This is a genomic window from Citrobacter amalonaticus, assembly GCF_002918555.1.
Lineage (GTDB): Bacteria > Pseudomonadota > Gammaproteobacteria > Enterobacterales > Enterobacteriaceae > Citrobacter_C > Citrobacter_C amalonaticus_A.
Window position 1 is genome coordinate 651,970 of sequence record NZ_PQMB01000002.1, and the last position, 12,312, is coordinate 664,281.

Here is a 12,312-nt window from a genome sequence, read left to right on the forward strand (position 1 = left end):
TGATGAACGAATTTTTTCCTTTAGCAAGTGCCGCCGGGATGACCGTCGGCCTTGCCGTTTGCGCGCTGATTGTCGGCCTGGCGCTGGCAATGTTTTTTGCCGTCTGGGAGTCAGCAAAATGGCGCCCGGTGGCATGGACCGGCACGGGACTGGTAACCATTCTGCGCGGCCTGCCGGAAATTCTGGTGGTGCTGTTTATCTATTTCGGTTCCTCCCAGCTTCTTCTGACGCTGTCTGACGGCTTTACGATCCCTCTCGGTTTTGCGCAGATCCCTGTGCAGATGGAGATCGAAAACTTCGACGTCAGCCCGTTCCTGTGCGGTGTGATCGCCCTCTCTCTGCTTTATGCGGCCTATGCCTCGCAAACGCTGCGCGGCGCGCTGAAAGCGGTCCCCATCGGTCAGTGGGAATCCGGTCAGGCGCTGGGCTTATCAAAGACGGCGATATTCTTCCGTCTGGTGATGCCGCAAATGTGGCGTCACGCTTTGCCTGGATTGGGCAATCAGTGGCTGGTGCTGTTAAAAGATACCGCCCTGGTCAGCCTTATCAGCGTCAACGATCTGATGCTACAAACCAAGAGCATTGCAACCCGGACTCAGGAGCCGTTTAACTGGTATATCATTGCGGCGGCAATCTACCTGGTGATTACGCTCATCAGTCAGTACATTCTCAAACGCATTGACCTGCACACGACACGTTTTGAGCGGAGACCAGGCTGATGTTTGAGTATTTACCTCAACTGTTGAAAGGGCTGCATACCAGCCTGACGCTCACCGTGGCGTCTATCGCCGTTGCGCTCGTTATGGCGCTGATTTTCACCATCATTCTGACGCTGAAAACATCCGTGCTGGAGTGGATAGTACGCGGCTATATCACGCTCTTTACCGGTACGCCGCTGCTGGTGCAGATCTTCCTGATCTACTACGGACCGGGACAGTTTCCGTCTTTGCAGGAGTATCCGGTACTGTGGCATCTGCTGTCTGAGCCCTGGCTATGTGCGTTGATCGCGCTGTCGCTGAACAGTGCGGCCTATACCACGCAACTGTTCTACGGGGCGATCCGCGCCATTCCTGAGGGCCAGTGGCAGTCCTGCAGCGCGCTGGGGATGAGCAAGAAAGATACGCTGGCGATCCTGCTGCCGTATGCGTTAAAACGCTCCCTCTCTTCGTATTCCAACGAAGTGGTACTGGTCTTTAAGAGTACCTCTCTGGCCTATACCATTACGCTGATGGAAGTGATGGGTTACAGCCAGTTGCTGTACGGTCGCACTTACGATGTGATGGTATTTGGCGCGGCTGGCGTCATTTACCTGGTAGTCAACGGGTTGCTGACGTTGATGATGCGTATGATCGAGCGTAAAGCGCTGGCGTTTGAACGCAGAAACTAATCGATAAACTGCATAAAACAGAATCAACGAGACGGACAACTTTCACAGTTGTCCGTCTTTTTTTATTTCTTAAAAAATATTAAATCAATTTTATTGCATAAAAATTCAATAACTGGCATTGTGATTCCTGCCGCAGATACGGCGAATAATCATAAGATTGACAGACGGGAGTGACACCATGAAAAAGTTAGTTCTGGCCGTATTACTGGCTTCCTTCGCCGTCGGCGCCTCTGCCGCAGAAAAAATCAGCTTCGGCGTCTCTGCAACCTATCCACCGTTTGAATCGCTGGATGCGAATAATCAGATCGTTGGCTTCGACCTCGACCTGGCGAAAGCCCTGTGCAAGCAAATGCAGGCAGAATGTACGTTCACCAACCATGCCTTTGACAGCCTGATCCCGGCGCTGAAATTTAAGAAATATGATGCGGTGATCTCCGGTATGGATATCACGCCAGAGCGTAGCAAACAGGTGGCATTCACCCACCCCTACTACGCAAACTCTGCGCTGGTGATTGCGAAGAAAGATGCCTATAAAACCTTCGCCGACCTGAAAGGTAAGCGTATCGGTATGGAAAATGGCACCACCCACCAGAAATACCTGCAGGATAAACACCCTGAAGTCAAAACGGTAGCGTATGACAGTTACCAGAATGCGATTATTGACCTGAAAAATGGCCGTATCGATGGCGTGTTCGGCGACACCGCTGTAGTAAATGAGTGGCTGAAAACCAACCCACAGCTGGGGGCTGCAACAGAGAAAGTCACCGATCCGCAGTATTTCGGTACTGGTCTCGGTATCGCCGTTCGTCCTGATAACAAGGCGCTGCTGGATAAACTGAACGGCGCGCTGGTAGCGATCAAAGCCGATGGCACGTATCAAAAAATCAGCGACCAGTGGTTTCCGCAGTAAGCCTGAATCTACCTGAAAACCCGCGAACGCGGGTTTTTTATTGCCTGACGAGCAGCGTCAGCACTTCGTAGTGCGCGGTATGCGGAAACATATCGAAGAGCTGGACGCGTTCGATTCGGTAATCCGGAAGTTCATGGATGTCTTTCGCCATACTGCGGGCGTTACAGCTGGAATAGATAATAAACGGCGGCGCCATCTGCGTGAGATAATCACACAGAGGTTTGCCAATACCGCGACGCGGCGGATTCACCAGCACCAGTTCTGGTACCGCCTCTTGCCGGGTGGCAAATTGAGTAGAGTCCAGCGCCTGAAAGTGCAGATTCGTTAGCCCCAGTTCGGCGGCAGACTGTTTTGCACAGGCTATCGCCTCAGGTGCGATTTCAATCCCGGTTAGCTGCATCTGCGGCGTCGCACAATGCAGGCCAAAACCGCCCACCCCACAGAACAGATCCCACATGTGATTCACCGGAAGCTGACGCACCCAGCTGCGCGCCGTCGCATACAATTCACTTGCGACAACCGGGTTAGTCTGGAAGAAACTTTGCGGGCGGATCCACAGAGGAACCTCGTTAAAACGCTCTGCCAGAGCCTGCTGTTTGGTCAGGAAAATCTCCTCCTCCCCTTCCATAATCGCCATATGTACCGGCTGGATGTTAGCCGTTATCACCTTCAGTTGCGGTAGCTGCGCCTGTAACCACGGCAGCGCCGCATACAGCTGTGCCAGTTTGGTCTGCGACCGCAGGACAAAACGCAGCATCATGCCGCCATCAAGCTGGCTTTCCGTCAGCAAAATGTACTTCAGCTCACCGCGTTTACGTGCCACGTTGTACGGCGTTAATCCTGCCCGGGCAATGAATGGTTTTAGCGCGGAAAATACCGGTGCAAACGAGGCGGGATAGAGCGGACAATCACACAGATCCTCCGGGGTACCGTCGCGATGCAGCATCCCCAGCAAAGGCTTCTCCACGCTGCCGCTGACGACCATTTTAGCTTTATTACGAAAACCGGCTTCCGGGCCAGTGACGGGCGCGCCCCACTCGCCAACAGAAAAACCGGCAAGCAGGTGCTGCAGATCGGCTGTTTTAGCGAAAAGCTGATCGCGAATCGGCTGCGTTATCCACGGGCAGGAGCGACAGCGATCGGCGTCATAGAGTGCGCACTGCATACAAAAACCTTCAGATGATCAGGGGCGACGATTATACACATTATTGCAAACGGAAGAACCGCCGACTCGCCGCAGGAATAAACAGCAGCAGCAAAACCAGTATATCGGGGAGTTTTTGCATCATCAGCGTACGGAAAATTTCACGCTTTGACTCTCCGGCAATACTGAACAATTCCGGATAACCGTACCCCAGCGAGGCCGCCCACAGGTACCCGGCGGCAATAATTTGCGTCAGCAGATAGGTCCAGCGCGCCCAGTTACGTCCCTTCACCAGCGAAAAGGCGCACCAGATTTCAACGAAAACCAGCACCAGACTGCCCAGAAAAACCAGCGTCAGGCTCCACGTCTGCACACTGCGATGAACAAAATCGACCAGCCCACGTACGCCGAGCGTGTTAAAAATCATCAGCAGATCGAGGCAGCGGATCATAATAATGGCGAGCGCCGCCACCTGCACCAGCGCAGGCACATTTAAGCGGGCATGTGATGAGGATGTTTTTTTAAAAAATCCCAACGATTCGTCTTCCATGAAAACTTCACCGCACAACGTGCGCGGTGAAGAATAGCCAGGTTGGCAAATTTTAGTTTCTTCAGCCGCGTCTTGCACGCTGGATATCACGGATCCGCTGTTTTTCCGTACGGGCCATCAGATACCAGGCGATAAATCCGACAATTCCGACCACGCCGAGAATAAGCGTCGCCAGCGCGTTGATTTTCGGATTCACCCCCATCCGCACGCTGGAGAAGACCAGCATTGGCAGCGTGGTCGCCCCCGGCCCGGAGACAAAGCTGGCAATGACCAGGTCGTCAAGCGACAGCGTAAAAGCCAGCAGCCAGCCGGAGATAATCGCGGGCATAATCATCGGCAGCGTGATAACGAAGAACACCTTTAGCGGCGTCGCCCCCAGATCCATCGCGGCCTCTTCAATCGAGCGATCCACCTCGCGCAAACGCGAGGAGATCACCACCGCCACATAGGCCGTACAGAAGGTCACATGGGCTAACCAGATAGTGAGCATACCGCGATCCGACGGCCAGCCAATGGCATGTCCGAGGGCCACAAAAAGCAGCAGCAGCGACAATCCCGTTATCACATCGGGCATTACCAGCGGTGCAGTAATCATAAACGCAAATCCGTTTGAGCCGCGAAAACGGCCAAAGCGCACCATCACTACCGCAGCAATCGTGCCAAGAATCGCCGCCATTGTCGCCGCACAGGCAGCAATGGTTAAGCTTAAGCCCACCGCGCTCATCATGGCATCATCACGGAACAGTTCGCCATACCAGCGCGTTGACCATCCCGCCCAGACGGTCACCAGTTTAGAGCTGTTAAATGAGTAGATAACCAGCATCAGCATCGGCGCATAGAGGAATGTAAACCCGAGCACCAGAATAAAAATGCGCCAGGGCGAACGAATTACCGGTAAGTTGTTCATCCGTGTACCTCTCCGCTTTTTTGCTGATGTTTGTGGAACCACATAATCGGCACAATCAACAGCAGCAGCATAATAATGGCGACCGCTGAGGCGACCGGCCAGTCGCGGTTATTGAAGAACTCCTGCCACAATATGCGGCCAATCATGATACTGTCCGGCCCGCCGAGCAGTTCAGGGATCACAAACTCCCCTACCGCAGGAATGAACACCAGCATGGAACCAGCGATAATCCCGCCTTTGGTCAAGGGAACAATCACGCTGAAAAAGGTTTTCAATGGACGCGCGCCTAAATCCAGCGACGCTTCTACCAGGGAATAGTCGATTCGCGTCAGCGCGGTATAAATCGGCAACACCATAAACGGTAAATAGGCATACACAATGCCAATATAGACCGCCAGATTGGTATGCAGAATGGTCAGCGGTTGATCGATAACACCCAGCCACATCAGGAAATTATTCAGCACGCCGTTATTTTTCAGGATCCCCATCCAGGCATAAACACGAATCAAAAAAGAGGTCCATGAAGGCAGGATCACCAGCAACAACAGAATATTGCGCGTGGAAGGCTTACTGTGCGCCACCGCCCAGGCCAGCGGATATCCCAGCAGCAGGCAGCAGAATGTTGAAATCCCTGCCACTTGCAACGACTGCAGATAGGCGTCGAAATAGAGCGGATCGTCAGTGAGTTGCAGGTAGTTGCCGAGATTAAGGGTTATCGACAGTTGTCCGTCAGCCCATTCCATCAGCCCGGTGTACGGAGGAATTGCTCGCGCCATTTCCGCCAGGCTAATTTTGAAGACGATCAGAAAGGGAAGCAAAAATAGCAGTATCAGCCAGACGTAAGGCAGCGCAATCACCAGCTTGCGTCCATGCTTCATTTGCATTCGCGCCAGCCAGAGCCGGAAGCCGCCCTGTTTCTCCACGTGAGCAGGAGGTTCAAGTGTACTCATTTTTGCTCCTTAAACCGTCAACACCACACAGCTGTCCGCATCCCAGCACAGGCGCACCTCATCGCCCCAGGTCGGCAGACCTTTGCGGTAGCGGTGTACATTCTGCAACTGGGCGCTAATCATCTGCCCGCTCTTCAGACGAACATGATAAACAGAGAGATCGCCAAGATAGGCAATGTGTACAACTTCGCCCACGGCAAAGTTATAGCCGTCAGCAGGCGGCTCTTCGCACAGCATGATCTTCTCCGGGCGGAGCGCCACATGCACCGGTACGTTATCCACCACCGAAGCATCCGGATCGACCTTCAACGGATGGACAAGTCCCGGCGACCAGATCACCAGCCCGTCATCCTGGCGTGCTTTCAGTTGCCCTTCGAAGACGTTAACCGAACCGATAAACTCTGCACTGTAGCGCGTGGTCGGGTGCTCATAAATCTCCTCGGGTTCACCGATTTGCACAAACTTACCGCGATTCATGATCGCAATGCGCCCGGCCATCGTCATGGCCTCCTCCTGGTCATGGGTCACCATCACACAGGTTGCCCCCACGCGCTCAAGAATATCCACAACCTCAAGCTGCATCCGGTCGCGAAGCTTTTTATCCAACGCCCCCATCGGTTCATCAAGTAGCAACAGCTTTGGGCGTTTTGCAAGACTGCGCGCCAGCGCCACGCGCTGACGCTGGCCGCCGGAGAGCTGATGCGGTTTGCGTTTGGCGAATTCCCGCATATGCACCAGCCCCAGCATTTCATCGACCCGACTGGCAATTTCCGCTTTCGGCAATTTGTCCTGCCTGAGGCCAAAGGCGATATTTTGCTCTACCGTCATATGGGGGAACAGCGCATAGGACTGGAACATCATATTGACAGGACGCAAATAAGGGGGCACCTGCGCCAGGTCGGCGCCATCCAGCATAATCTGCCCGCTGGTGGGTTGTTCAAAGCCTGCCAGCATGCGCAGCAGCGTAGATTTTCCACAGCCGGAAGCCCCCAGCAGAGCAAAAATTTCACCTTTATAAATAGTCAGGCTGACATCATCCACTGCATGCTGGCCATCAAACGATTTGGTCAGATTACGTATTTCCAGAAGCGGCGTCAGCGCCTTACGGGTTTTCGCCTGCGGGCGTGGGGTTACGTCATTCACGGGGTGCTCTCCGGCATTGGCAAAAGATAGGCAAACGCACCGCGATGGTGCGTTTGCCCGCCCGCGCAAACGCAGGGCGGGCAATGATGTCGTTTTTTATTTTCCGCTCTTCACTTTGGTCCAGGCACGCGTACGCACCCGGTCAATCTTCGGATCCTGAACCTTCAGCGTAAACAACCTGGCGCGTACATCGGCTGGCGGGTAGATGCCCGGATTGTCACGAACATCCTTGCTGACCAGCGCCGTTGCTTCTTTGTTGGCGTTAGCATAGAACACATGGTCGGAGATATGGGCAATCACATCAGGTCGCAGTAAATAGTTAAGGAACTGCCAGGCTTCCTCTTTATTTTTGGCATCGGCAGGCATCGCAAACACATCAAAGAACGCCATCGCCCCCTCTTTCGGGATCAAGAAAGAGATATTGACGCCGTTTTTCGCCTCTTTAGCGCGGTTAGCCGCCTGCCAGACATCCCCTGCCCAGCCGATAGCCACGCAGGTATCGCCATTTGCCAGATCGTTGATGTACTGCGAGGAGTGGAAGTAGCGAATATTCGGGCGCAGTTTCAGCAGCAGGTCGGTCGCAGGCCCGGTATAATCATCCGCTTTGGTGCTGTTAGGATCCTTGCCCAGGTAATTCAGCACGGTGGCAAAAACCTCTTCAGGCGCATCGAGGAATGAGACTCCGCAGCTTTTCAGCTTCTCCAGATTTTCCGGTTTCAGCACCAGATCCCAACTGTTAACCGGCGCGTCGGCGCCCAATACCGCCTTTACCTTATCCACGTTGTAACCGATACCGGTGGTTGCCCACATATACGGCATCGCAAATTTATTGTCAGGATCGTGCTTCGCCACCAGTTTGAGCAGTTCCGGATCGAGATTTTTCCAGCCCGGCAGTTTGCTCTTATCCAGCGGCTGGAAGACGCCAGCAGCAAGCTGACGCTCCAGGAAACTGGCCGACGGCACCACCAGGTCAAAACCGGTGCTCCCGGCCATCAATTTACCTTCCAGCACTTCGTTGGAGTCAAACACATCATAGATAACTTTTATACCGGTCTCTTTTTCAAAATTCGCCACCGTATCCGGGGCGATATAATCAGACCAGTTATAAATATGGAGTGTTTTCTGTTCAGCGGCGAGCGTGCCGGCAGAGACGGTCATCAGGGCACCCACAACCAGACCCGATAGCCATTTTTTATTTAAGGCGGTCATAATCTCTTTCCTTCTGAACGTTCGTTAACAAACGAACCAAAAAAGTCACATTCTAAGATATGCAGGAAACATGCATATTTTGTCATCTGGCGAAGTCGAGAAAAAGCTTACGCTCTCCCGGCTGTTATTGCTCGCTGCATCAGCGCATCGCAAGAATAACTTTAGCCAGGGTTTGCGGCTATAGCTCAGATTAAAAAACGCCTTTTATCAATTTTTTATGCACGCTTTGTCTATGTGATAAAGCGAAACAGAGGGAAAGGAGGTGAATAATTCTTTAGAGAAAGGTTAAAAGCAGAATAAAAGCGTGAAATTTGCAGCCGCCCTGGTTGCGACTGCGCTATACGCATCATTCTTCAGGTTGCCTGTGCGTTGGCTTTGTTACCCGGCCCATCCCTGGGCCTTGCCTCTTCGGGACCAGCGCAAACGCTGTTGAAAACGACCGCGTCGTTTTGTCCCGCAACTCAAATGATTCCAGGTAGAATCAAATGATATCAGTGAAGAAAATGATCCTCGGTGCTGCTTTTCTGCGCGTCGTCTTCGGCGCTAAAAAGCAGTTGATGCGCCCCGGCTTCCAGGATCACCATAGAAATCTGCTCTTCGCTCTGGCGAACAAACCATTCGAACTGCTCGTAAGTGATACCCGGCATGACGGATAAAGACTGGCAAACCACCAGCTTTGGTAGATTGTCGTCCTGCATATCCAGAAACGCTTTTACGGTGAGAGAGCTGGCATTAATGGCAGACAGATCTGCCGCCAGTGGAAGCAGCGCGGAAGGTCTGACTTCCGCCATTGCAGAAAAGAGTAACGTATTGTCCACGAGATCTAATTTCGCGTCGTAAATGCCGTCAAAGTTTTGCATGTGCGGTAAATGCAGCGCCTGACAGGTATCGCATTCAAAAAAACTCATGCCCAGGTCGTCGAGCCATTGACGCAACGTATCCAGAGTGGGAACGACCAGTGATGTCATAATAATGTGCGACCTCTTACGATGAAAAATTACCGACACAGCTTACGCAAAAAGCGCGCTTCATACTACGATCGGCAACGATAATGAGATTAACCACCCGTTTTAAGACAAAATTCTGCCGTGGCGTGCCGTTCGATCCACTGGATCATCCGCCCGGCGATATCCACTCCGGTTGTCTTTTCGATACCCTCCAGACCTGGGGAGGCATTCACCTCCATTACCAGCGGTCCCCGTTCGGCGCGCAAAATATCCACTCCGGCCACATCCAGCCCCATCGTTTGTGCTGCCTTAATGGCTATCTCACGCTCGCGCGGCGTGATGTGGGCGATACAGGCCACGCCGCCACGATGTAAATTCGAGCGAAAGTCGCCCTCTTTCGCCCGACGCTCAATAGCGGCAACCACTTCATCGCCCACGACCAGACAACGGATATCGCGCCCTTTGGCTTCTTTGATGTACTCCTGGATCAGGATATGGGCGTTCAGACCACGAAACGCGTCAACCACGCTCTCAGCCGCCTGCCGCGTCTCCGCCAGCACCACGCCAATCCCCTGCGTCCCCTCCACCAGCTTCACCACCAGCGGCGCACCGCCCACCATATCAATAAGGTCGCTGGTGTCATCCGGGGAGTGCGCAATTCCGGTAATGGGCAGATCGATCCCCTGCCGCGCCAGTAACTGCATCGAACGCAGCTTGTCACGCGCGCGGGTAATAGCCACAGACTCATTCAATGGATAACTGCCCAGCATCTCGAACTGACGCAGCGTCGCCGTACCGTAAAAGGTGATGGCCGAACCAATACGCGGGATCACCGCATCAAAATGCGGAAGCTTACGTCCCTTGTAGTGAATCGACGATGCCGCCGGATTGATATTCATATAGCAGGACAGTGGGTCGAGTATTTCGACCAGGTGACCGCGCCGCATCGCCGCTTCTCGCAGGCGTTTACAGGAATAGAGCGTTCCATCCCGGGACAATATGGCAATTTTCACCCTGCACCTCTCTGACGAACCTGGTCAAAAACCCGCGTATCATACACTGAGCTTTAGCGCGTCGCCCAACCCTGTTTATGCAAATATTCCAGAATAAAGGGACGATTTTCTTTAATGATGGTGCGACGAATGTGATCGCTCCAGGTATCACGTCGCGTATTGCTGCCGCGAGTCAGGTAGTACTGCGCCAGCTGCTCGTCATATTGTGCCAGAACGTCCAGATCGAGGGGCTGATACTGATTTTCATGCATCACAATCGCCGCCGGCAGACGCGGTTTGAGATCCGGGTTATCTGCGGGCCAGCCCAGGCACAGCCCAAACAGCGGCAGCACATGTTTCGGTAACTTCAGCAGCCCGGTCACTGATTCGATATTATTACGCAGCCCACCGATAAACACGCCACCCAGCCCAAGGGACTCCGCTGCCGTCAGCGCATTTTGCGCCATCATTGCGGTATCAACGACCCCAAGCAAAAGCTGTTCCGCCAGCCCCAGCTGAGCTTGCGGACAAATTTGCAGGTGGCGGTTGAAATCAGCACAGAACACCCAAAACTCGGCGGCTTGTGCAACATGCTTTTGTCCGCCCGTTAACGGCACCAACGCTTCACGAAGCGCCGGATCGGTAATACGAATAATAGAGGTGCACTGCAAAAAACTGGAGCTAGAGGTGCTCTGCGCGCTTGCCACGATCGCCTCACGCTGCCCATCAGTGATGGGTTCGTCGGTGAAATGGCGAATGGAACGATGTCCACAAAGTAAATCAATGGTTGGAGTCATTATTTTTTTCTCTGTCGGAACGGGAAGAATCTGGCGGGCGATTCATCAGCTGTGGTGCGAGTCGCTGTGCAACCCGCCACATGACCACCGCCGCCGCAGGAAGCATCAACAATACGCCCAGAAAAACCATTACCACAACGGCCAGCGAAGTGTTCAGCGGCGCGGGTAACGTAAGGTAATGATTGAGCGACAGGAGTGCCAGTGCCAGCAAAATCATACCGAGTATTTCCAGAACCAACACGCTTTTAGGTAACACACCAATTGAGCGCATAAGAAGCCTCCCGGTAAACGGATGCGTATTGTAAGGCGTTCAGCGTCGCCGTGTTTAACAGATATAGCTTATAGATATCAAAGTAAAAGGTGCAACCTACTGTTCAAAGCCACCAATTAGCGGCATCATAGATGCCATTCGCCGTCAGGCTCTGAGTTCGAGGAGAGAAGAATGTTTACCGTAATTTTTGGTCGCCCGGGTTGCCCGTACTGTGTTCGTGCGAAAGAACTGGCAGAAAAACTGAGCAACGAGCATGAAGATTTCAACTACCGCTATATCGATATTCATGCTGAAGGCATCACCAAAGCGGATCTGGAGAAAACGGTAGGTAAGCCGGTAGAAACCGTGCCGCAGATTTTTGTCGACCAGAAACACATTGGCGGCTGCACTGATTTTGAAGCGTGGGCAAAAGAGAATATGAACCTGTTTGCATAAGCGCGCTGACGATGCCCTCGTCCTGAGGGCATTAGCGGTTTTTCCTGCGCCGATGAATAAACAAGCTACTGATAAACAAGTAAAAAAGCGCACCAAGCGCGCACCAGAACACGGCACTAAACAGCCAGGCAAGTTCTTGCCACAATGAGCTAATTGGTGTGAAAAAAAACCGCATCAACAACATACAGCATGGTGCTGCGAGCATTGCGCCTAACAGTGGCTTGATGACCTCCCGACGATGGGAAAAGAAACTCGCAATAGCGCCCGGCAATGTAAAAAACAACAGCCCCATTTCAGGATGTCCGGAAGCCCGGAACGCTCCTGTCATATTCATGGCAAGAAACAAGCAAACTACTATAAAGAGCACGAAGCAGCAGACTGTCCCCGCCCAACCACGTTTATGTTTCAATCGTTTCTCCTGACACTGTCCCCTATCAAACACCACTCGCCAGTGGCATCCCGTCAGATAAAGCCGTTCAGCATTCCCTGCTAAAAAATACACCCACACGATTCTTATAGCCGTTGATTCGTAATGAGATTAAACTAGTCAAATATATTGTTGCGTTGATTTTATTGGGGTGCTGTATATGACCGGGTCACCCTTAAATTATGGCAAAAACATTATCGTAAATTACTTTTTCTTTCAACAGCTTACTCGTAAACAAGAAGT

Annotated in this window: 15 protein-coding genes; 4 read left to right on the forward strand and 11 right to left on the reverse strand. The window is 52.8% G+C overall.

Going from position 1 to position 12,312, the window contains the following annotated elements:
• The first annotated feature begins 2 nt into the window (after nucleotides 1-2).
• The 3 genes from artQ (at nucleotide 3) to artJ (ending at nucleotide 2,297) form a co-directional block, all read left to right on the forward strand.
• A complete protein-coding gene (artQ, locus tag C3432_RS08585) occupies nucleotides 3-719 on the forward strand; it encodes an arginine ABC transporter permease ArtQ (RefSeq protein ID WP_103776201.1) in 717 nt (238 codons plus the stop codon).
• Nucleotides 719-1,387 (forward strand): arginine ABC transporter permease ArtM, encoded by a 669-nt coding sequence (artM, locus tag C3432_RS08590; protein WP_103776202.1) that lies wholly within the window; start codon nucleotides 719-721, stop codon nucleotides 1,385-1,387. Before artQ ends, artM begins: the two co-directional genes overlap by 1 nt.
• A gap of 178 nt (nucleotides 1,388-1,565) precedes the next feature.
• A complete protein-coding gene (artJ, locus tag C3432_RS08595) occupies nucleotides 1,566-2,297 on the forward strand; it encodes an arginine ABC transporter substrate-binding protein ArtJ (protein ID WP_103776203.1) in 732 nt (243 codons plus the stop codon).
• 37 nt (nucleotides 2,298-2,334) lie between these two features.
• On the opposite strand, the gene rlmC is transcribed toward artJ, so the two are convergent.
• From rlmC to C3432_RS08650, 10 genes are all read right to left on the reverse strand, one after another.
• The gene (gene rlmC, locus C3432_RS08600) at nucleotides 2,335-3,462 is read right to left on the reverse strand and encodes a 23S rRNA (uracil(747)-C(5))-methyltransferase RlmC (protein ID WP_103776204.1); all 1,128 of its coding nucleotides are present in this window, start codon (nucleotides 3,460-3,462) and stop codon (nucleotides 2,335-2,337) included.
• A gap of 40 nt (nucleotides 3,463-3,502) precedes the next feature.
• Complete coding sequence (locus C3432_RS08605; RefSeq protein WP_103776205.1) at nucleotides 3,503-3,991, reverse strand: YbjO family protein; 489 nt, start codon at nucleotides 3,989-3,991, stop codon at nucleotides 3,503-3,505.
• A gap of 61 nt (nucleotides 3,992-4,052) precedes the next feature.
• On the reverse strand, nucleotides 4,053-4,898 hold the full coding sequence (potI, locus tag C3432_RS08610) for a putrescine ABC transporter permease PotI (RefSeq protein WP_103776206.1): 846 nt from the start codon (nucleotides 4,896-4,898) through the stop codon (nucleotides 4,053-4,055).
• Complete coding sequence (potH, locus tag C3432_RS08615; RefSeq protein ID WP_103776207.1) at nucleotides 4,895-5,848, reverse strand: putrescine ABC transporter permease PotH; 954 nt, start codon at nucleotides 5,846-5,848, stop codon at nucleotides 4,895-4,897. The genes potI and potH overlap by 4 nt, the downstream gene beginning before the upstream one ends.
• A gap of 9 nt (nucleotides 5,849-5,857) precedes the next feature.
• On the reverse strand, nucleotides 5,858-6,991 hold the full coding sequence (gene potG, locus C3432_RS08620) for a putrescine ABC transporter ATP-binding subunit PotG (RefSeq protein WP_103776208.1): 1,134 nt from the start codon (nucleotides 6,989-6,991) through the stop codon (nucleotides 5,858-5,860).
• Between the two features lie 96 nt (nucleotides 6,992-7,087).
• Nucleotides 7,088-8,200 (reverse strand): spermidine/putrescine ABC transporter substrate-binding protein PotF, encoded by a 1,113-nt coding sequence (gene potF / locus C3432_RS08625; RefSeq protein ID WP_103776209.1) that lies wholly within the window; start codon nucleotides 8,198-8,200, stop codon nucleotides 7,088-7,090.
• A gap of 491 nt (nucleotides 8,201-8,691) precedes the next feature.
• Entirely contained in the window at nucleotides 8,692-9,168 is a 477-nt protein-coding gene (locus C3432_RS08635) for a type III secretion system chaperone family protein (RefSeq protein WP_103776210.1), read from the reverse strand.
• A gap of 89 nt (nucleotides 9,169-9,257) precedes the next feature.
• Entirely contained in the window at nucleotides 9,258-10,160 is a 903-nt protein-coding gene (rimK, locus tag C3432_RS08640; protein ID WP_103776211.1) for a 30S ribosomal protein S6--L-glutamate ligase, read from the reverse strand.
• A gap of 53 nt (nucleotides 10,161-10,213) precedes the next feature.
• On the reverse strand, nucleotides 10,214-10,936 hold the full coding sequence (gene nfsA, locus C3432_RS08645) for a nitroreductase NfsA (protein WP_103776212.1): 723 nt from the start codon (nucleotides 10,934-10,936) through the stop codon (nucleotides 10,214-10,216).
• Entirely contained in the window at nucleotides 10,920-11,207 is a 288-nt protein-coding gene (locus C3432_RS08650) for a YbjC family protein (protein WP_103776213.1), read from the reverse strand. The genes nfsA and C3432_RS08650 overlap by 17 nt, the downstream gene beginning before the upstream one ends.
• 171 nt (nucleotides 11,208-11,378) lie before the next feature.
• Here C3432_RS08650 and C3432_RS08655 point away from each other — a divergent pair, with 171 nt between their 5' ends.
• Nucleotides 11,379-11,642, forward strand: coding sequence for a GrxA family glutaredoxin (locus C3432_RS08655; RefSeq protein WP_046477794.1), 264 nt, complete (start codon nucleotides 11,379-11,381; stop codon nucleotides 11,640-11,642).
• Nucleotides 11,643-11,673: 31 nt separating this feature from the next.
• Here C3432_RS08655 and C3432_RS08660 read toward each other — a convergent pair whose 3' ends face one another.
• Complete coding sequence (locus C3432_RS08660) at nucleotides 11,674-12,051, reverse strand: inner membrane protein YbjM (RefSeq protein WP_103776214.1); 378 nt, start codon at nucleotides 12,049-12,051, stop codon at nucleotides 11,674-11,676.
• Nucleotides 12,052-12,312 lie beyond the last annotated feature (261 nt).